Below are 18,223 nucleotides of genomic sequence, written 5' to 3' on the forward strand. Positions count from 1 at the left end.
TTTCAAAGCGGTCGGCGGCAGGCCCAGAGGGCGGCGCGTGTCAGGATTTGGCGGTGGGCGGGGTGTTCCAGGGACGCGCGGTCATGGCCCAGCGTGTCGGCCACTACCCGCCCCAGCCCGGCGTCACGCGCCCACAGGGCGGGCCAGGCGCGTCCCCCTTCCGGCGCCACCAGCGCCAGCGGCCGGACGTCGCCGGCCAGATCGAAGTCGCCGTAAGCCTCGTCGGTGACGGTGAAGGGCGGCAAGCCGGCGGTCAGGGGATGGGGAAGGTCGGTGGGGATCAGGGTGACCGGACCGCGCGGCGGATGGGCGGAGCGGCCCCACACCCAGGCGCCGCCCAGCAGATCCTTCCAGTCGGGCCAGTCGTCGAAGCAGATCAGCGCGGTGTGCAGGCCCAGCAGCCCACCCCCTCCAGCGACGAAGTGCGACAGCCTCCGCCGTCCGTCCGGCGACAGCGAAAAGGCCCAGCGCTCGCGGTGGGGGGCGTATTTCTCGCTGCCCAGCATCCGCCAGCGCAGCGCATAGACGGTGAGCAGGTCGAAGCCGCCCTGCTCCAATACCGCCAGCCCGCCTTCGATGTCGTCGGTGACGGTCGAGACGACTCCCACACCGGCCAGGATTTCCTCCAGCGCCGCTGCGGCGTCGGCGAAGGGGTGGCCGATGCCGCCGGTCAGGATCAGGTTGCGGACCGCCCCGCTCATCGGTCACCCGCCGGGGGCTTCACCGCCGGGGCGCGGCGGGGCAGGTGCATCTTCAGGCTGAAGGACACGCCGCCATCGACCATGAGATGCTGTCCGTGGATGTAGCGCGCCCGGTCCGAGGCCAGGAACAGCACCGCGTCGGCGACATCGTCGGCGGTGCCGAGCGAGCGGGCGGGGACAGCGGCGCCGCGCACCGCGCGCACCTCCGCATCCGCGTAGATCGGCGCCGACATGCCGGCGTCGATGAAGCCGGGGGCGACGGCGTTGACCCGCACGCCGCGTGGCGCCAGCGCCAGCGCCAGATGTTCGGTCAGCAGCGCGACCGCCGCCTTGGTCGCCGGATAGGCCCCGGCGTCGGGGCTGGGGGCGACGGCGTTCAGCGAGGTGATGTTGACGATGGCCCCCGACCCGCGTTCCGCCATCCGCCGCGCCACGGCGCGGGTGACGATGAAGGTGCCGGTCAGGTTCACGTCCACCACGCGGCGGAAATCGGCAACGCTGTGCTCCAGCAGGTCGCCGAAGCGGACGATGCCGGCATTGTTGACCAGCAGATCGGGGCCGTCGCCGAACGCCTCGGTCATCGCGGCGACCACCGCGTCGATCTGCGCCTCGTCGGTCACGTCGGCGGTGAAGGCCAGGGCGCCGGGAATGCGCGCGGCCTCGACCTCCAGCCCGGCGGCATCGAGGTCGAGCAGCGCCACGCGGTATCCGTCGCCGGCCAGACGGCGTGCGATGGCCGCGCCCAGTCCGCCGCCGGCTCCGGTCACCAGAGCGGTCTTGGTCATGCGATCCTCCCGGAAAAGCGGGTTTTGAAGGTTGACGGGTCACTCATTACGGGCGCTCTGCACGATGCCGCCGTCCAGCCGGGGCAGACGGTGTCGACCAGGATGTTCTCCGCCGCCGCCCGTCCGATGCCCTGGCTGCCGCCGAGCACCGGCGCGACCTTGCCCTTCAGTCCCATATCCATCGCTGTGGTCTTCCTTGTTCCGGATGCGGCGGCGGACACTCAGCCGCGCGGGCGCCTGCTGACGACGGTTCCGGCCTCGGGCTGGAAATAGCTGCGCTCGGGCTTGTAGGTTCCGCTCGCCACGGTGATGCCCCAGCTTCCCGGCGCCAGCGCCATGAAGCCGTGGATATCGGCGGGCGGGGCGATCACCACGCTGTCGCCCGGCTCCAGCACGCGGTCCTCGACCATGGTCAGATCGGCCTTGCCGGGAACCGAGCCGTCGTCGTGCCGCTCGTAGACGGTGTGCTTCACCCGCCCCCGGTAGATCACCATGCTTTCCCAGTTGCCATGGTCGTGGACGGCGATGGGCTGGCCGTCGGGTAGCTCGAACAGCAGGATCGACAGGTCGCCGTCATAGTAGAGGTACTGGGAATTGGCGACGTGGTTGCCGATGCGCGGCACGCCGGCCGTGCACAGGTCGGGCCTGGCGGCCAGCGCGGCCAGCGGTTCGCGCAGCGCCTCCGTCAGGCGGGCGGTGTCGTGTCCGTGCGTCTCGATCGCCCGGATGACCGCCTGGGCGCAGGCGCGGATGACGGTGCCGGTCTCTGGGCTGGCGGCCATGGTGGATCCTCCTGAAAAGGCGGTGGTCAGAGCGTCGCCAGCAGGCGGCGGGTGGCGGCGACGGCGCGCGCCACGCGGGCCGGCGCGTCCATCGTCCGCGCCAGGGCGGCGGTGGGGATTTCGAGGGCGAGCGGCAGGCCGGGCGGAAGCGCGCGCAGCAGCCCGGTCAGGTCGATGCCGCCGTCGCCGGGAAACAGCCGCTCCTTCACCGCGGTGTGCAGCAGGGACTCGCGGTCGGCCTCATAATCGCGCGGGGCGTCGCAGAGATGCATGTAGGCGAACAGGCCGGGCGGGATCGCCGCCACCTCGGCCGGCGTGCCGCCGGAGCGGTCGTAATGCAGCGCGTCGAGCGCGATGCCGATGTTCGGGCGCTCCACCCGGCCGATCAGCCGGGCGGCGGCGGCGGCGCTCGGCACGCTCATCCAGGGCACGAACTCGAACTGCACGGTCAGGCCGAAGCCGGCGGCATCGTCGCACAGCCGCCCCAGCCTTGCCGCCAGCCGCCCCTCGTCGGGGTCGTCGCCGGTCGCCAGAACATGGCGGGCGCCCAGCTCGGCCGCAGCCTCCAGGAAGGGGCGGAAGGCGTCGAGGTCGGTGTGGGGCAGGACGCGGGCGGTGTTGGCGTCGAGCGCCGTGACGCCGCGGTCGGCCATGCACCGCTTCATCTCGCGCCGCAGGGCGGGGTCGGCCAGCAGCGGCATCGGATCGCCGTCGGGCTGGCCGCCCAGCAGGCGCAGCCCGACATGGGCGCAGCCCTGGTCCGCCGCCACCGTCACCATGTCCGGCGGCGACAGCTCCGGCACGGTGTAGTAGGAGAGCGACAGCGGGTTCATGCCGCGCCCCCCGCCGCCTGGAGGGGGGAGGGAGCCGGACGGACGCCGCCATACTGTGCCCAGGTGCCGGCGACGTGCCATCCGGCATCCACCACCAGATTGACGCCGGTGATCGCCGATGCCCGCTCGGAGGCCAGGAACTCGATGCTTTCCGCCACCTCGCGCGGCTGCACGATGCGGCCGAGCGCGGTGAATTCAGCCGGATCGGCGGCGTAGCGGCCAGACCGGATCCGTTCGACCACCCGCGGCACCAGCGTCGAGCCGGGCGAGACGCAGTTGACCCGGACCCCGGCGCGTCCCCATTCCCCGGCGAGGTTCAGCGTCAGGCTGACCACCCCGGCCTTGCTCGACGCATAGGCATGGACCGGCACCGAACCGATGGCGGCAATCGACGCGATGTTGACGATGCTGCCCCGCCCCTGCCGCGCCATGCGGGTGCCGAAGGCGCGATTGGCGTAATAGGTGCCAGTCAGGTTGACGTGGATTGTGCGCTCCCACACCTCCAGCGGCAGCTCGGCCGGCGGCAGCACCGGCTGGAACACCGCGGCGGCGACCACCAGCGCGCCGACCGGACCATGCGCCGCCTCGATGGTGGCGGCGGCCTCGTCGACCGCGCCGGCGTCGGCGATGTCGAGCGCCAGCGCGGCGCCGCCGAGGTCGCCGGCCACCCGCTCCGCGGCATCCGGGTCGAGGTCGGCGACCGCCAGCCGCCAGCCGCGCGCCGCCATCAGGCGGGCGGTCTCCTCGCCGATGCCGTTGCCGCCGCCGATGACGACGGCCAGCGCACCGTCCGCGGTCGGGGTCTGCTGCGTCATGGCGGGGGCCTCCGTCACTTGCGCAGGTCGGCGGCGAGGAAGGAGCTGTCCAGCACCTTCGACCAGTCGACCGGGCCGGACCATTCGCCCATGCGCTCCATGCCCTTGACCCAGATGTTCAGGGCGTCCATGTCGAAATCGCCCTGGCTCCAGTACTTGATCGCCGCCATGCGCTTCATCGAGGCGGTGGCGACATCGACCGGCAGCGTGTCGCCATAGCGCTTGGCGACCATCTTCGCGGCCTCTTCCGGGTTCTCGTAGATGAAGTTCACCGCGGAGCGCCAGGCGGCGAGCAGTCCGCGCAGCTGGTCCGGGCTCTTGCGCATGAAGTCGCCGGTGGCGACGCCGACGGTCGGCGTCATCGACGGCAGGTTCTCCAGCGAGAAGGCGACCTTGTAGCGGTCCTTGCGGGCGCTGTAGAGCGGCTCCAGGATCAGCGCCGCGTCCACCCCGCCCTGCTCCAGCGCCGACAGACCCGAGCCGACCGATCCCAGCGCCACCATGTCGGCCTTACCGGGGTAGCCGGCCGCCTCGAAGGCCATGACGACCATCAGCTCGCTCGACGATTTCGGAGCGGTGATGCCGACCTTGCGGCCGACCAGATCCTTGACCGAGGACACGCCGCTGTCCGGCCGCGTCACCCACAGCAGGTCGTCCACCCGGCGGATCGCGGTGTGGACGATGCGGATGTCCATCCCCTGCCTGATGCCGGCCAGCGCGGTGGAGGTGCTGACGATGCCGTAGCCGAGCCCGCCGCCCACCATGTTGCGGATGCCGGTGCCGCCGCCGACCGAACTCATCACGTCGGTGACGTCGACGCCGTTCTTCTTGTAGTCGCCGCGCTCCAGCGCCACCGCGATGGGGGCGGTGTTCAGCAGGGCGCCATAGTGGGACGCCATGATCTCCAGCGCATGGGCCTGCGGCGCCGAGGCCAGCAGGCCGCCGATCAGCGGCACCGCCGCCAGCGCGCGGGTCAGGAAACGGGTGATGGTCATGGCGTCCCTCCGTTATGGGTTTTGTCTTTTCTCGTGGGGTCTTTTCTCAGCAGGCGGCGGGCGTTGCCGGCCAGCGCGGGCGACACGGCACCGTGGTGCCCATCCTCCGGCTGGTCCCAGCCGGCGAAATTGGTGCCGAAGACCAGCCGGTCCGGCCCCACCACCTGGGTCAGCAGCGCCAGCGCCCGGTCGTCGTTCAGGTGCGTGTCGAACCACAGGCGCGACAGCATCTCCTCGAAGGCGCCGTCCTTCTTCATCGACTGGCTGGCCCACGGGCGCTTCATGCCGGCCTGCGCCAGCCGCCCGGCGGTGAAGGCGGCGGCCCCGCCGCCATGGCTGATCCAGACGTCCAGCCGGGGGTGGCGCTCCAGCACGCCGCCGAAGATCAGCGTGGCGACGGCGATGGTCTCCTGCGCGGCGAAGCCGATGATGACGTCGAGGTCGAAACGCTTCAGCGCCGGGTCGCCGGGCGGCCCGTCGATGCCGGCCGGGGCTGGATGCAGGAACAGCGGCACGTCCAGCCGGACGAACGCCTCGTAGAGCCTGTCGAATTCCGGACTGTGCAGCGGCTCGCCCGCGAATTCGGTGCCGGTCGCCGCCCCCCACAGTCCCAGCTCGCCGACGGAGCGCTCCAGCTCCTCCGTCGCGGAGCGCGGGTCCTGCATCGGCAGGGCGGCCAGCCCGCCCAGTCGGTCGGGGTAGCGCCCGACCAGCTCGGCCAGCACGTCGTTGTGCCGGCGGCAGAAGGAGACGGCGGAGGGCACGTCGATGTGGTGGAAGTAGTTCAGCGGACTGGCCGACAGCACCTGGAAATCGATGCCGGCCTGGTCCATGCGGCGCAGCCGCAGCTCCGGGTCGGTGAAGGGGCTGTTCAGGTGGCGGACGCCGCTCAGCCGGTAATTGCCGACGCGGTACCAGGGCTGGCCGTTCCCGTCGACGCCATGCTCCGGCCCGTGGATGCCGGCGGCGCCGTTGGTGGCTTCCAGGCGGACATGGGCATGGACGTCGATCAGCGTCGCGGTTTCGATGGGCATGGGAAGGTCCTTTCCGCCGGGCGGGCCGGCGGCCGGGAAGGAGGTGAACGGAGGTGCCGGATGGCTCAGGCGGCCCGGTGCATCCGGTTGTCGAGCGCGAGCAGCGCGCTGTTGACCGCCAGGGCGAACAGGCCGATCAGCACGGTGACGCTCATCATCGTCGCGGTGTCGTTGACGCTGATGCCGTTCATGATCATGAAGCCCAGCCCGCGCTTGGACGCGAACATCTCGCCGACCATCACGCCCAGCAGGGTGATGGAGAAGCTGATGCGCAGGCCGGTCACGATCTCCGGCACCGTCGCCGGCACCAGGATCGCGGTCACCGTCTGCATCCGCGTCAGCCGCATGGCGCGGGCCGAGCGCCGCAGCACCGGGTTCATGGCGCGGATGGCGCCCATGGTGACCAGCATCATCGGGATAAAGCCGTGCAGCGTGCCGAAGGCGACCTTCGCCGGCATGCCCAGCCCGAACAGCAGCAGAATCACCGGATAGAGCGTGACCTTGGGAATGGCGTAGAGGGTGACGAACAGCGGCTCCAGCACGTCCGACAGCGACCGGCTGGCACCGATCAGCACACCCGCCAGCCCGCCGCCGAGGCAGGAGATCAGCAGCGACAGCCCCAGCGCCTTGGCGGTCTCCGCCACATTTTCCCAGAAGGACGGGTTGCCGAACAGGACGGTCATCCGGTTCAGGGTGACGGCCGGCGAGGCCAGCGCCTCGTCCCCGGCAAGGCCATGGAACAGCTGCCAGCCGCCCAGGATCAGCAGGGCGATGACGGCGGTGGCCGCCAGCTTCTCCCCCGCACCAGCGGTGTCGCGGGCGGCGCCGACGCGGCCGGCACCGGAGCGGTGGCGCACCCGCTGTTCCGCCCAGTGCAGCAGCACGGTCAGGCTGGAGACGAAGACCACCACGAACAGCAGCAGCGCGTACATCGTCCGGTCCTGGAGATTGTTGTACGCGAAGGCGATGGAGTAGCCGAGCCCGCTGCCGGCCAGGATGAACTCCGCCCCGATGACGCCGGTCACCGAATAGCTCAGCGCCAGCTTCACCCCGGTGAAGATGTGCGGCCCGGCGGCCGGAAGCTGGATCAGCAGCGCGTCCTGGACGCGGTCGAGGCGGTAGGTGCGGCCGACCTTGCGCAGCACCGGCGGAATGCGGTCAAGCCCGGACAGCGTCGCCGTCACCATCGCCATCACCGCATAGAGGAAGCCCATGGCGATGATCGGCAGCGCGTTCATGCCGAGCAGGACGATGAACAGCGGATACAGTACGAAGAACGGCAAGGCGTAATAGCTGGCGATCAGCGGCTCGACCGCCCGGCGGACCCGCGGCAAGGCGTGGAGCGCGACGCCGCCGGCGAAGCCCACGACCATCGCGGCGACGGCGGCGGCCAGGATGTTGCGCAGGGTGAAGCCGATCTGCGACCAGAACCCGTCGGTTCCCATCAGACGGAGCAGTTCGGCCAGCATCTCCGACGGCGGGATCATGGTGCCGCGCCCGACATAGCCCAGGCGGCAGGACGCCTCCAGCGCCAGGACGGCCGCAGCGGTGATCAGCAGGCGCTGGATGCCGGCCCGCATCATCCCGCGACCCTCCGCTGGCTGGCCATCGCCTTCAGCGACTCCTCGCGCAGCGTGTTCCACAGCCGGGTGGTGACCTCGCCGAAGGCGGGCTCGGCGGCGATGGCGCTGGTGCGGTCGCGCGGCCAGCCGGTTTCGACGATCTCGATGAAGCGGCCGGGGCGCGACGACATCACGCCGATGCGGTCGGACAGCATCGCCGCCTCGTCCAGCGCATGGGTAATCAGCAGGACGGTCGCCCCGCTGGCCCGCCACAGCCGCAGAAGCTCGTCGCCCATCAGCAGGCGCGTCTGCTGGTCGAGCGCGCCGAACGGCTCGTCGAGCAGCACGAGGCGCGGGCGCATCACCAGCGTCCGGGCGATGCAGACGCGCTGGCGCATGCCGCCGGACAGCTGGTTGGGATAGGCGCCGGCAAAATCGTTCAGCCCCATGAAATCGATGGCATGGCGAACGCGCTCTTCCGCCTCGGCACCGCGGAAGCCGGCGCGGCGCAGGCCGAAGGCGATGTTGTCGCGCACGGACAGCCAGGGGAACGATGCATCCTCTTGGAAGACCACGCCGACCCCGTCGGGAACCGTGCCGCGCACGCGCTTGCCTTCGAAGGTTATGGTGCCGTCGGTTGGGCTGCTCAGCCCGGCCAGCACGTCGAGCAGGGTGGATTTGCCGCAGCCGGACGGCCCGACGATGGAGAAGAACTCTCCCCGGCGCAGCTCAAGATCGACCGGACCCAGCGCATGGACCGCCGATCCGAAGATGCGGGTGACGCCGGTCATCACCGCGTGGGCCCCGGCCGCGAGGCCGTTGGAACTCTGGGCACCGTTCGGACCCTGGGCGCGGCCGAAGGGAATGGGCTGCGCCGGATGGGACGCGCCTGCCGGACCCTGGGAGGGATCCTGCGGGATCGGTGCTCTTTCTGACGATAGGCCACGCATGGGCTGCATCTCCCTCCCGGTGTCGGGCGTTCGGCGTTGCGCCTGAATTCTGTTTGTTTTGTAAGCATACAAATGCAGCCCGCCGGCCCTGTCTAGGACAGCTTTGGACCACCCCCATACAAAAATTGTTTGCCCTCCCCCGCTGCCGATGCGAGGCTTCCGTCCCTGCCCGTGGCGTGCCGCACGGCTGCCACGATGGGCCACCGCAATGGGCCGCCCCACCGGGCCGCAACGATGGATCCCGACCGATGCGCAGCCGCCAGCTGGAAAGCTTCATCCTCGTCTGCGAACTGGGCAGCATCAGCAAGGCGGCGCTGGCGCTGAACATCGCGCAGCCGGCGCTGGGGGTGCAGATCAAGGCGCTGGAACGGGAGTTCGGCGTGCCGCTGCTGGTCCGCACCGTCACCGGAACCCACCCCACCCCGGCCGGCCTCCTCTTTCTGGAAGAGGCACGGCTGATGGTGCGGCGTCTGCAGGATTTGAAACGCTCGCTGCGCGAGGTCACCGGGCAGGTCCCGAGGACGCTGGCCGTGGGACTGACCCCCAGCCTGTCCGGGCTGCTGGCCGGCAGGCTGATGGAGCGGCTGCACGGCGCCCTGCCGGGGGTGGAACTGAAGCTGTTCGAAGAGCTGAGCCATGCCCTGATCGGCCATGTCTCATCGGGCAAGCTGGATCTGGCGCTGGCCTACACGGTGCCGCGCAGCCGCATGCTGCACCGGGAACCGCGGCTGAACGAGGCGCTGTGCCTGATCACCCATCCGGGTTCGCGGTTCGACGGGACCGGCCCGCTGTCACTGGCGGCCATCGCCGACGCCGAGCTGGCGATGCCCAACGAGGGCGATCTGGTCAGGCGTCTGGTCACCGACGCGATGACGGCGCGCGGGCTGGTGCCGAACATCGCCTTCTCGCTCGAATCGATGCAGGCGATCAAGGACATGGTCCGGCGCGGGCTGGCCTGCGCGATCCTGCCGCACAGCGCCGTCGCGGAAGACATCCAGGCCGGCGCCCTGGTGATCCGGCCGATCTGCGACCCGGCGCTGATGCGCACGCTATTCCTCATCCATCCAGCCGGAACCGACGTGAATGCCGCCACGGCAGAGGCGCTGCGCATCATCGACGGCCTGCTGGACGAGCTGAGACGGAGGGACCGGAACTTCACCGTCGCGACGGAAGAGGAGTGATGCTTTCCGTGATCCTGCTTCGGCTCGGATGGACGGCGGTCATTCGGCCGGTTCGGCCGCCCTTCGATGCTGCAACGCCCCGAGCACGCCACGCTCCGATTGCCGCAGATACGCGTCGAGCGTCGTCATCGATACCAGCCGGTCGCCCGTCTCCAGCGCACGAAGGAGGGTGTGGTTGAGGTCGATGTAGGGCTCGTGAAGATGTGCCATGTCCTTGAGCTGCCCGAAGGCAAGCCGGAGTTCGGCGAGCACGAGGTCGAAGCTGGCGCTCAGCCGGGGGCTGTCGCACAGGCCGACCATGGCGCGGTGAAACTCCATGTTGTTCGTGCCGACCTTTTGCCAGTCCCGCTTGGCGCCAAGCTCCCTGCCCTCTTCGACCAGGGCCCGCATGCGGGCGAAGGCAGGATGGCCCCGGCTCGCCGCCTCAACGGCGCCACGCTGGATCACCGCGCGGACACGGTAGATGTCGATGATCGCGGCCTCGTCCGGCACCGTGACGAAGACGCCGCGGTTGGGAATGTAGGAGAGCAGCCGCTGGCTGGTCAGGAAGCGGAACGCTTCGCGAAGCGTGTTCCGGGACACCGCGAAATCCGCCGCCACCCGATGTTCCGAGAGCTTCTGGCCAGGCTCGAACTCACCGGCGATCAGCATGTCGCGGATGCGGATCGCCACCGCGCCGGCAAGGGATGCTTCGTCGGCTTCCGTCGTCGTCCTGATCGTCATCGGCACCTCCCAAGATCCCGGCGCTGCCGGATCGAATCAAGATTGTTGAACAATAATTTTTGTGATACTCAACAATCCATAGTCAGACGTTGAGCAGGTTACCGCATGGCCGTCATCGATCTCAATGATGATCGCGGCGGCGATCCTGATGAACCGAACGGAAAAGCCAATGAAGCCCACCTCCATCACCGCGCGCCCTGCAGATGCCGCTGCGCGCAAGGCGGTCAGGCCGGTGATCTGCTATCCGACGCAGAGCCTGCCGCGTGCCGATCTGGCGGCATACCGCGCGGTGCGGGACGGGATGGAACTGGTCGGGACGGTGGTGGTCCCACCGCGCGATGCGGCCACCTGGACCGTGCCCGCCGGCCATTTCTTCCGCATCGTCTCGACCGAGGGCGCCCAGGTTGGCGACCTCAACCTCTTCAACGCGAACGATTTGAAGGAGCGGCTCTACACCGGCAAGACCCGCGCGCTGAACGGCACCCATGTGGGGCTTGGCGATCAGCTGTTTTCCAACTTCCCCTATCTCCGCCCCATCGCCACCATCACGCACGACACGCTCGACTGGTACGGTTTCGACGAATTCGGCGGATCGGTGCATGACGTCATCGGCACCCGCTGCGACCCCTACACGCACAACCTGCTCAGAGCCGGGGACCATTACCACCACTGCTGCCATTCGAATCTCACCCGCGCCCTGGCGAAAGCCACCGGCATGACTCTGCCCGAGGCCGAACCCCACATCCACGATGTGCTGAATGTTTTCCTGTGCACGGGCTTCAGCCGGGACACCGGGCAGTATTTCATGAAGGCCAGCCCCGTGCGGCCGGGCGATTACCTTGAGTTTTTCGCCGAAGTCGATCTGCTCGGCTGCATGTCCGCCTGCCCCGGCGGCGATTGCTCGTCGGAACATTCCTCGGACGCGGCCAGTTGCCATCCGCTCTTGGTCGAGATCTACAAGCCCGCTCGACTGCCGGAGGGATGGCGCGCACCGGCCATCAATGGCTACGACCGAAGCCACGGCTGCTGAACGGCTCCGGACATCGCAGATCGCACTTGCACTGCGGCCGATCCCGATGACTCATTGAGCGGGTATCGAGCGGAGTGACGGACACATCATGCGTGAAATCTTGAAGATGGGTGATCCCCGGCTGCAGCGGGTGGCGAGGCCGGTCGAGGATATCCATGACCCGGCAGTGACGTCGCTGATCGCCGAGATGTTCGAAACCATGCACGCCACCAACGGCGCCGGGCTGGCCGCACCGCAGATCGGCGTCGACCTGCGGGTGATCATCTTCGGCTTCGACGCCAATCCGCGCTACCCGGATGTGCCTCCCGTCCCCGTCACCGCGCTGATCAATCCCTGGTTCGAAAAGCTCACGGAAGAGGTCGAGGAATCCTGGGAGGGCTGCCTGTCGGTTCCGGGACTGCGCGGGATGGTTCCGCGCTGCACGCACATCCGCTATGGCGGCACCCTGGAGGACGGCACCACGCTCGTCCGCGAAGCCAAAGGCTTCCACGCCCGGGTCTTCCAGCACGAGTTCGACCACCTCGACGGCTTCCTCTATCCCCAGCGGATCGTGGACATGTCCAAGTTCGGCTTCATCGACGTCCTGTTCCCGGAGTCCGGACTGGCCGATCTGGAAGCGCACTGACCCGATCCAGGCGGGAGGCTCCGACCGTCTGGTCGGCGCCCCCGGACAAGGCTTCGAGGGCGGTGTCGCCACATCGGTGCCAACGAGTTCACGCCGTCAGCAAAGCCCCGAGGCGGCGTAACCCCGGTTCGATCCGGTGGGCGGCAATTGAGGTGAAGCCCAGCCGGAAATATCGGCGGCCCTCGGCAGGGTCCAGAAAGAAGATATCACCGGCTTCGATCAGGACGCCCTGATCGCGCGCCCTGCGAACCAGATCGCGGCTGTCCAGCTCGGGCGGCCCTTCGATCCAGAAACTCTTCGCGCCGAAGTCGCGGCGGGACCGGCAGCCGGGCAGAAGCTTCGGCAGCAGCCCGGCGATCAGCTCGGCCCGCTCCTCCAGCACGGCGGCGGTCCGGCGCAGATGCTGCCGGTAATGGCCGAGCTGGATGAAGGTGGCGAGGCTGCGCTGGTTGTTGGTCGGCGGGTGCCGCAGCATCAGCCGGCGCAGGACGCGCAGCTCGTCGATCACCGGCTTCGGCGCCACGACGTAGCCGATGCGCAGGCCGGGCGCCAGGATCTTGGAGAAGCTGCCGGTGTAGATCACCCGTTCCGCCCGGTCGAGGCTCTTCAGGCAGGGCAGATCGGCATCCCCCTCCACCGACAGGTCGGATTCGTAATCGTCCTCGATCAGGACGACGTCGTGGCGGGCGGCGGCGTCCAGCAGGGCGCGCCGCCGCCCCATCGGCATCACCGCGGTGGTCGGACACTGGTGCCCCACCGTGACGAAGGCGACCCGGCGGCTCGCAAACACCGCATCGGCCACGACGCCGAAGCCGTCGCAGGTCAGCGGCCTTATGTCCGCCGTCGCCATGCCGACCATGTGGCGCACGTCGGGATAGCCCGGATTCTCGATCCCGACCGGCGTGTCGCGGCCGACCAGCAGCTGGACCAGCATCGACAGCGCATGCTGGGAGCCGATGGTGACGATGATCTCGCCCGGACCGGCGAAGATGCCGCGGCGGGGCAGCACCTTGTGGCGCAGCTGGTCCAGCAGGTCGGGGTCGTCGTCGTCGATCATGTCGCGGGCCCAGCGGGTGATCTCCTGCACGCTGGACGCCGCCTTCACGCTCTCCCGCCACGGGTTGGTCGGGAACAGGCTGGGATCGAACTGTCCGAACAGAAAGGGATAGGGATAGTCCATCCAATCGCGCGGCTTGGTGATCTGCGGCAGGCGCGATGGCCGGATGGCGAAGCGCGCCGCCCAGCCGCCGGCCTTGTCCGCCGCAGCGCCGGTGTGCGTGGGATCCGACGCACGCCGGTCGTCCGACGGGGCAACGAAAAAGCCGCTGCGCTCCCGCGCGACCAGCAGACCGTCGTCGATCAGATGCTGATAGGCGGCGTTGACGGTGTTGCGCGAGATGCCCAGCGCCTCGGCAAGGCTGCGGCTGGAGGGAACCCGCATGTCCGGAGCCAGCAGGCCGGTCTCGATGGCGTCGGCGATGATGCCGCGGACGCGCGCGCTCAACCCCTGCGGGTCGCGCTCCATCCCGCCGAAAAGAAGCCGCCAGGCGGTGTCGATCTGCATGGTGCAACCGTCCTTCTTTCCCCTGGGCCATCAGGTCGGCCATCACGCCGGGCTGCCTGCCCCGGTATGCGAAAAAGCAAAAAGGGTGCCGGCCGGTGATGGGCGGAAAGGCGTCGATTGCGGCGGCCGGGGTGGTCACCGGACGGGCGTCTGCCCAAAGGGGCGCCACATGGCGCGGGATGGGGCAGCGGATCGGGCGCCGGACCAGTCACTGCCGCAAAGCGGGAGGATCTGGACCTTTCGGCGGGGGCGGCGGCTGGGTCCTAATGGCCGCATCGGCCTAATGGTCGCATCGGATTGACCGGCCTCGACGGAGACCCCGCCATGACCTTCAGCAAGACCCTGCTCGCCACCGCCTTCGTCGCAATCGGCGCGCTGTTCGGGGCCTCCGCCCCGGCCGTGGCCGCGGAGAAGACCGTCACCTTCGCCTATCAGGACATGATGACGCCCATCCGCGTCCTGATGGAAAGCGGCGAACTGGAGAAGAAGACCGGCTATGCCGTGAAATGGGTGAAGTTCGGCGGCGGCGGCGACGTGATCCGCGCCATGGCGTCGGGCAATGTCGACATCGGCGAAGCCGGCTCCTCCCCCATCGCCGCGGCGGCGTCCCAGGGTCTTCCCATCACGCTGTTCTGGATCCTGGACGACATCGCCAACGCCGAACAGCTGGTCGCCCGCAACGGCAGCGGCATCAAGTCCATCGCCGACCTGAAGGGCAAGACGGTGGCGGTGCCCTTCGTGTCGACCTCCCATTACCAGCTGATGTACGCGCTGCAGGAGGCCGGGCTGTCGGGCAAGGACGTGAAGCTGCTGAACATGCGTCCGCCGGAAATCGCCGCGGCTTGGGAGCGCGGCGACATCGACGCCACCTTCATCTGGGCGCCGGTCCTGACCGCTGCGAAGAAGAACGGCACCGTCATCGCCAGCGCCGGCGATTTCGCCAGGAAGGGCAAGGCAACCTTCGACGGCATCGTCGCCACCAAGGCCTTCATGGCCGCCAACCCCGACTTCATGACGACCTTCGTCAAGCTGCTGGCCGCCGCCGACGCCGATTACGCGAAGACCGGGGACGGCTGGACCGCGACCTCGCCGCAGGCCGCCGCCATCGCCAAATGGACGGGCGCCGCCCCGGCCGACGTGCCGGACGGGCTCGCCGCCTACCGCTTCCCGACCCTGGAGGAGCAGGCGTCCAAGGAGTGGCTGGGCGGTGGCGCCGCCGAGGCGCTGAAATCGACCGCCGAGTTCCTGAAGAGCCAGGGCCGCGTCACCGAACTGGCCCCCGACTACGGCCCCTTCGTGACCGCCGACGTGGTCAAGGCGGCGGCCAAGTAACGGTCCGGACCGCAGTTCCATTCCCCTGCCTCAGGAGGCTCAGCATGCTCGAAGTCCGCAATGTCAGCGTCCAGTATGGCGGCGGGGAAAGCGCCACCGTCGCCTTGTCCTGGGTCGATCTGACCATCGAGCCGGGGGAATTCGTGGTGGCGCTCGGTGCGTCGGGCTGCGGCAAGACCACCCTGCTGTCCTGCATCGCCGGCTTCCTGCCGCCGACGGACGGGGAAATCCTGCTGGACGGCAAGCCGGTCACCGGGCCGGGAGCCGACCGCGGCGTGGTGTTCCAGCGCCACGCCCTGATGCCCTGGCTGAGCGTGGCCGACAATGTCGCCTTCGGCCTGAAGATGCAGGGCATGGCCAAGGCGGAACGCGGCCGGCGCGCCCGCAGCATGCTGGAGCTGGTCGGGCTGGCGTCCTTCGCCGACAAGCGGATCTACGAGCTGTCGGGCGGCATGCAGCAGCGCGTCGGCATCGCCCGTGCGCTGGCCGCCGATCCGCGCATGCTCCTGATGGACGAGCCGCTGGGCGCGCTCGACGCCTTCACCCGCGAACAGATCCAAGAACTGATCCTGCGGGTGTGGGCGGAGACGCGGAAGATGGCCTTCTTCATCACCCACGAGGTGGAGGAGGCGATCTTCCTGGCGACCAAGCTGATCATCATGACCCCGCGCCCCGGCCGGATCGCCGAAACGATCCCGCTGGAGTTCAGCCGGCGCTTCCTGGCCGGGCAGGATTCCCGGTCGGTCAAATCCTCCCCCGATTTTATCGCGATGCGCGAGCGGGTGCTGGGCTTCATTCACGAGCGCAGCGACCACGGCAGCCACGCCGCCACAGGAGAGGCCGCATGAAACCCACCGCCACGGAGCAGGTGCGATCCGTCAAAAGCCCAGGCGCCGGGCTGGCCGGCATTCCGTCCGGGATGGTGCCGTTGAACCGGCTGCGCCGCCGGATGCAGGGATTCCGGTCGCAACCGGTGCTGATCAGCATGGCGGCCATCCTGGCGGCGCTGGCGCTGTGGGCGGCGCTGACCGGCCAGGGCGTGGTCAAGCCGCTGTTCCTGCCGAAGATCGGAACGGTCTTCCAGGCCTTCCTGGATGCGGTGGACGGACGGATCGACGGCGCGCCGCTGACCGAACACATCGCCATGAGCCTGGTGCGTGTGGTCAGCGCCTTTGTGCTGGCAGCATTGATCGGCATCCCGGTGGGGCTGGCGACGGGACTGAGCACCACCTTGCGCGCCGCACTCGACCCCTTCATCGAATTCTACCGGCCGCTGCCGCCGCTGGCCTATCTGCCGCTGGTCATCATCTGGTTCGGCATCGGCGAGACTTCGAAGATCCTGCTGATCTTCTTCGCCTGCTTCGCCCCGGTGGCGCTGGCCGCCCGGGCCGGCGTGTCGGCCGCCGCCGCCGATCAGGTCAACGCCGCCCGCGCGCTGGGCGCCAGCCGCTGGCAGGTGGTGGTGCATGTGGTGCTGCCGGCGGCCCTGCCCGACATCCTGGTCGGCCTGCGCATCGGTATGGGGGTGGGCTGGACGACGCTGGTCGCCGCCGAGATGGTCGCCGCCTCCACCGGGATCGGGCAGATGGTGCTGAACGCTTCCAACTTCCTGCGCACCGACATCGTGCTGATGGGGATCTTTGTCATCGGCGCCTTCGCCACCCTGTTCGAGTTCGGCATGCGCTGGCTGGAACGCCGTCTGGTGCCCTGGAAGGGCAAGGTCTGAACCACTGAGGGAAGGTTGCGAAACCGATGTCCATGCTCCTCTTCGGGGGCGTGACCTTCCTCGCCGCCGCGTTTCGCGGGGTGACGGGGTTCGGATACGCCCTGATCGCGGCGCTGGGGCTGCTGTTCCTGCCCTCGCCCGCCGCCGGCATCCCCTTCATCCTGGTCAGCGACCTGCTGTTGACCTGTTTCCTGCTGCTGGACCGCGAACAGGGGGCGGTGGATTGGGCGGTGGCGCGGCTGATGCTGGCGATGGGCTTCGCCGGTGCGCTGTGCGGCAGCCTGATCGCCGCCAGCCTCGATGACGGCACCTCGCGGCTGCTGGTCGCGGTGACGGTCTTCGCGGCGGCCTGCGTCGCCCTGGTGCGCGAGCCGCCGCACTGGCTGCGGCACCGGACGGTCGGGGCCGGCATTGCCTTCGTCGTCGGCGTGCTGCTCGCGGCCTTCGCCGTCGGCGGACCGCTGATCGCGGCGTGGCTGCTGGCCGGCGGGCGGGACCGGCGGACCATCAAGGGAACGCTGGCGGTCTTCTTCGGCGCGGTCGATGCGCTCAGCCTTGCCGGGCGCGCCATGGTCGGGGCCATCGACCCCGGCGTGGTCGGTCTGCTGGCGACCTTCATCGGTCCCACCCTTGCCGGGTTCGCCGCCGGCCGGTTGCTGTCCGCCCGCCTCAGCATCGACGGCTGGCGGCGGCTGGCCTCCGGGGGCCTGTTCGCCGTGGCGGTGGCCGGCCTGATCCAGACCGCCGTCACCCTGGGCCTGAACTTCACCACTCCGTCATGAGGAAAGATCGAACGATGTCGAACACCGCCGCGAAGCGTGCCGGCCCGAAGATAGCAATCGTCACCGGCGCCACCTCCGGCTTCGGCGACGCCATCGCCCGGCGGCTGGTGGCGGAGGGCTGGCGGATCGTCGCCACCGGCCGACGCCAGGACCGGCTGGACGCCCTGGTCGAGGCGCTGGGCGGGCCGGATGTCGTCCATCCGCTGTGCTTCGACATCCGCGACGAGGAGGCGACCAGCGCCGCGCTGGCCACCCTGCCCGACGCCTTCGCCGACATCTCGGTCCTGGTCAACAATGCCGGGCTGGCGCTCGGCACCGGGGCGGCGCAGGACTGCGACCTGGAGCAGTGGCGGACGATGATCGACACCAACATCACCGGGCTGGTGACGATCACACGGCTGCTGCTCGACCGGCTGATCGCCCGGCGCGGGCTGATCGTCAACCTCGCCTCCATCGCCTCCAACTGGCCCTATCCCGGCGGCAACGTCTATGGCGGCACCAAGGCCTTCGTGAAGCAGTTCTCGCTCGGCCTGCGCAGCGACCTGTCGGCGCAGGGCGTGCGTGTGACCTCCATTGAGCCGGGGCTGTCGGAAAGCGAATTCACCCTGGTGCGCACCGGCGGCAACAAGGACGCCTACGACGCGCTCTATGGCGGCGCCAACCCGCTCCAGCCCGAGGACATCGCCGAGACGGTGCGCTGGGTGGTCTCGCTGCCGCCGCACGTCAACATCAACAGCGTCGAGATCATGCCGGTGAGCCAGTCCTGGGCGCCGTTCAAGATCCACCGCGACACGCTTTCCTGA

20 protein-coding genes are annotated in these 18,223 nt (G+C 69.3%); 8 read left to right on the top strand and 12 right to left on the bottom strand.

The window, feature by feature from the left end; translation table 11 throughout:
* Positions 1-2: 2 nt before the first annotated feature.
* The 10 genes from ABNQ38_RS34205 to ABNQ38_RS34250 form a co-directional block, all read right to left on the bottom strand.
* Entirely contained in the window at positions 3-701 is a 699-nt protein-coding gene (locus tag ABNQ38_RS34205; RefSeq protein WP_377811329.1) for a ThuA domain-containing protein, read from the bottom strand.
* The gene (locus ABNQ38_RS34210; protein WP_377811330.1) at positions 698-1,486 is read right to left on the bottom strand and encodes an SDR family NAD(P)-dependent oxidoreductase; all 789 of its coding nucleotides are present in this window, start codon (positions 1,484-1,486) and stop codon (positions 698-700) included. Before ABNQ38_RS34210 ends, ABNQ38_RS34205 begins: the two co-directional genes overlap by 4 nt.
* Positions 1,483-1,668 carry a hypothetical protein gene (locus ABNQ38_RS34215; RefSeq protein WP_377811331.1) on the bottom strand — a complete coding sequence of 62 codons (186 nt, stop codon included), beginning with the start codon at positions 1,666-1,668 and terminating at the stop codon, positions 1,483-1,485. The genes ABNQ38_RS34210 and ABNQ38_RS34215 overlap by 4 nt, the downstream gene beginning before the upstream one ends.
* Before the next feature lie 39 nt (positions 1,669-1,707).
* Positions 1,708-2,268, bottom strand: a complete 561-nt coding sequence (locus ABNQ38_RS34220; RefSeq protein WP_377811332.1) for a hypothetical protein — start codon at positions 2,266-2,268, stop codon at positions 1,708-1,710.
* A gap of 26 nt (positions 2,269-2,294) precedes the next feature.
* Positions 2,295-3,101 (bottom strand): sugar phosphate isomerase/epimerase family protein, encoded by an 807-nt coding sequence (locus tag ABNQ38_RS34225; RefSeq protein ID WP_377811333.1) that lies wholly within the window; start codon positions 3,099-3,101, stop codon positions 2,295-2,297.
* Positions 3,098-3,916: an SDR family NAD(P)-dependent oxidoreductase gene (locus ABNQ38_RS34230; protein WP_377811334.1), complete on the bottom strand. Its 819-nt coding sequence runs from the start codon at positions 3,914-3,916 to the stop codon at positions 3,098-3,100. Before ABNQ38_RS34230 ends, ABNQ38_RS34225 begins: the two co-directional genes overlap by 4 nt.
* Before the next feature lie 14 nt (positions 3,917-3,930).
* Positions 3,931-4,911, bottom strand: coding sequence for an ABC transporter substrate-binding protein (locus ABNQ38_RS34235; protein WP_109050181.1), 981 nt, complete (start codon positions 4,909-4,911; stop codon positions 3,931-3,933).
* Positions 4,908-5,945: an amidohydrolase family protein gene (locus tag ABNQ38_RS34240; RefSeq protein WP_377811335.1), complete on the bottom strand. Its 1,038-nt coding sequence runs from the start codon at positions 5,943-5,945 to the stop codon at positions 4,908-4,910. Before ABNQ38_RS34240 ends, ABNQ38_RS34235 begins: the two co-directional genes overlap by 4 nt.
* 65 nt (positions 5,946-6,010) lie before the next feature.
* Entirely contained in the window at positions 6,011-7,528 is a 1,518-nt protein-coding gene (locus ABNQ38_RS34245; protein ID WP_377811336.1) for an ABC transporter permease, read from the bottom strand.
* Positions 7,525-8,298, bottom strand: a complete 774-nt coding sequence (locus ABNQ38_RS34250) for an ABC transporter ATP-binding protein (RefSeq protein ID WP_174471400.1) — start codon at positions 8,296-8,298, stop codon at positions 7,525-7,527. Before ABNQ38_RS34250 ends, ABNQ38_RS34245 begins: the two co-directional genes overlap by 4 nt.
* A 407-nt stretch (positions 8,299-8,705) precedes the next feature.
* On the opposite strand from ABNQ38_RS34250, the gene ABNQ38_RS34255 reads away from it, so the two are divergent.
* Positions 8,706-9,638 (top strand): LysR family transcriptional regulator, encoded by a 933-nt coding sequence (locus tag ABNQ38_RS34255; RefSeq protein ID WP_377811337.1) that lies wholly within the window; start codon positions 8,706-8,708, stop codon positions 9,636-9,638.
* A gap of 39 nt (positions 9,639-9,677) precedes the next feature.
* Here ABNQ38_RS34255 and ABNQ38_RS34260 read toward each other — a convergent pair whose 3' ends face one another.
* A complete protein-coding gene (locus ABNQ38_RS34260) occupies positions 9,678-10,361 on the bottom strand; it encodes a GntR family transcriptional regulator (RefSeq protein WP_377811338.1) in 684 nt (227 codons plus the stop codon).
* 169 nt (positions 10,362-10,530) lie between these two features.
* Here ABNQ38_RS34260 and ABNQ38_RS34265 point away from each other — a divergent pair, with 169 nt between their 5' ends.
* Positions 10,531-11,391, top strand: coding sequence for an urea carboxylase-associated family protein (locus ABNQ38_RS34265; RefSeq protein WP_377811449.1), 861 nt, complete (start codon positions 10,531-10,533; stop codon positions 11,389-11,391).
* A gap of 85 nt (positions 11,392-11,476) precedes the next feature.
* Positions 11,477-12,016, top strand: a complete 540-nt coding sequence (def, locus tag ABNQ38_RS34270) for a peptide deformylase (protein ID WP_377811450.1) — start codon at positions 11,477-11,479, stop codon at positions 12,014-12,016.
* An 88-nt stretch (positions 12,017-12,104) separates the two neighbouring features.
* Here def and ABNQ38_RS34275 read toward each other — a convergent pair whose 3' ends face one another.
* Complete coding sequence (locus ABNQ38_RS34275) at positions 12,105-13,580, bottom strand: PLP-dependent aminotransferase family protein (protein WP_377811339.1); 1,476 nt, start codon at positions 13,578-13,580, stop codon at positions 12,105-12,107.
* Positions 13,581-13,904: 324 nt separating this feature from the next.
* Here ABNQ38_RS34275 and tauA point away from each other — a divergent pair, with 324 nt between their 5' ends.
* From tauA to ABNQ38_RS34300, 5 genes are all read left to right on the top strand, one after another.
* Positions 13,905-14,912, top strand: coding sequence for a taurine ABC transporter substrate-binding protein (gene tauA, locus ABNQ38_RS34280; protein WP_377811340.1), 1,008 nt, complete (start codon positions 13,905-13,907; stop codon positions 14,910-14,912).
* A 44-nt stretch (positions 14,913-14,956) separates the two neighbouring features.
* Positions 14,957-15,760 carry a taurine ABC transporter ATP-binding subunit gene (gene tauB / locus ABNQ38_RS34285; RefSeq protein ID WP_377811341.1) on the top strand — a complete coding sequence of 268 codons (804 nt, stop codon included), beginning with the start codon at positions 14,957-14,959 and terminating at the stop codon, positions 15,758-15,760.
* A 71-nt stretch (positions 15,761-15,831) separates the two neighbouring features.
* Positions 15,832-16,638 carry an ABC transporter permease subunit gene (locus ABNQ38_RS34290; protein ID WP_199235527.1) on the top strand — a complete coding sequence of 269 codons (807 nt, stop codon included), beginning with the start codon at positions 15,832-15,834 and terminating at the stop codon, positions 16,636-16,638.
* Between the two features lie 26 nt (positions 16,639-16,664).
* Entirely contained in the window at positions 16,665-17,420 is a 756-nt protein-coding gene (locus ABNQ38_RS34295; RefSeq protein ID WP_377811342.1) for a TSUP family transporter, read from the top strand.
* 14 nt (positions 17,421-17,434) lie between these two features.
* Entirely contained in the window at positions 17,435-18,223 is a 789-nt protein-coding gene (locus ABNQ38_RS34300) for an SDR family NAD(P)-dependent oxidoreductase (protein ID WP_377811343.1), read from the top strand.

It is taken from the genome of Azospirillum sp. A29, assembly GCF_042604625.1.
Taxonomy (GTDB): Bacteria; Pseudomonadota; Alphaproteobacteria; order Azospirillales; family Azospirillaceae; genus Azospirillum; species Azospirillum palustre.

Excerpts from the sequence above, each read along its gene's own strand:
- tauA (WP_377811340.1), top strand. The coding sequence starts at position 13,905 with ATGACCTTCAGCAAGACCCTGCTCGCCACCGCCTTCGTCGCAATCGGC.
- ABNQ38_RS34255 (WP_377811337.1), top strand. The coding sequence starts at position 8,706 with ATGCGCAGCCGCCAGCTGGAAAGCTTCATCCTCGTCTGCGAACTGGGC.
- ABNQ38_RS34235 (WP_109050181.1), bottom strand. The coding sequence starts at position 4,911 with ATGACCATCACCCGTTTCCTGACCCGCGCGCTGGCGGCGGTGCCGCTG.
- ABNQ38_RS34220 (WP_377811332.1), bottom strand. The coding sequence starts at position 2,268 with ATGGCCGCCAGCCCAGAGACCGGCACCGTCATCCGCGCCTGCGCCCAG.
- ABNQ38_RS34295 (WP_377811342.1), top strand. The coding sequence starts at position 16,665 with ATGTCCATGCTCCTCTTCGGGGGCGTGACCTTCCTCGCCGCCGCGTTT.
- ABNQ38_RS34275 (WP_377811339.1), bottom strand. The coding sequence starts at position 13,580 with ATGCAGATCGACACCGCCTGGCGGCTTCTTTTCGGCGGGATGGAGCGC.
- ABNQ38_RS34300 (WP_377811343.1), top strand. The coding sequence starts at position 17,435 with ATGTCGAACACCGCCGCGAAGCGTGCCGGCCCGAAGATAGCAATCGTC.
- ABNQ38_RS34290 (WP_199235527.1), top strand. The coding sequence starts at position 15,832 with ATGGTGCCGTTGAACCGGCTGCGCCGCCGGATGCAGGGATTCCGGTCG.
- ABNQ38_RS34215 (WP_377811331.1), bottom strand. The coding sequence starts at position 1,668 with ATGGATATGGGACTGAAGGGCAAGGTCGCGCCGGTGCTCGGCGGCAGC.
- ABNQ38_RS34245 (WP_377811336.1), bottom strand. The coding sequence starts at position 7,528 with ATGATGCGGGCCGGCATCCAGCGCCTGCTGATCACCGCTGCGGCCGTC.
- ABNQ38_RS34210 (WP_377811330.1), bottom strand. The coding sequence starts at position 1,486 with ATGACCAAGACCGCTCTGGTGACCGGAGCCGGCGGCGGACTGGGCGCG.
- ABNQ38_RS34260 (WP_377811338.1), bottom strand. The coding sequence starts at position 10,361 with ATGACGATCAGGACGACGACGGAAGCCGACGAAGCATCCCTTGCCGGC.
- ABNQ38_RS34225 (WP_377811333.1), bottom strand. The coding sequence starts at position 3,101 with ATGAACCCGCTGTCGCTCTCCTACTACACCGTGCCGGAGCTGTCGCCG.
- ABNQ38_RS34205 (WP_377811329.1), bottom strand. The coding sequence starts at position 701 with ATGAGCGGGGCGGTCCGCAACCTGATCCTGACCGGCGGCATCGGCCAC.
- ABNQ38_RS34240 (WP_377811335.1), bottom strand. The coding sequence starts at position 5,945 with ATGCCCATCGAAACCGCGACGCTGATCGACGTCCATGCCCATGTCCGC.
- ABNQ38_RS34265 (WP_377811449.1), top strand. The coding sequence starts at position 10,531 with ATGAAGCCCACCTCCATCACCGCGCGCCCTGCAGATGCCGCTGCGCGC.
- ABNQ38_RS34230 (WP_377811334.1), bottom strand. The coding sequence starts at position 3,916 with ATGACGCAGCAGACCCCGACCGCGGACGGTGCGCTGGCCGTCGTCATC.
- tauB (WP_377811341.1), top strand. The coding sequence starts at position 14,957 with ATGCTCGAAGTCCGCAATGTCAGCGTCCAGTATGGCGGCGGGGAAAGC.
- ABNQ38_RS34250 (WP_174471400.1), bottom strand. The coding sequence starts at position 8,298 with ATGACCGGCGTCACCCGCATCTTCGGATCGGCGGTCCATGCGCTGGGT.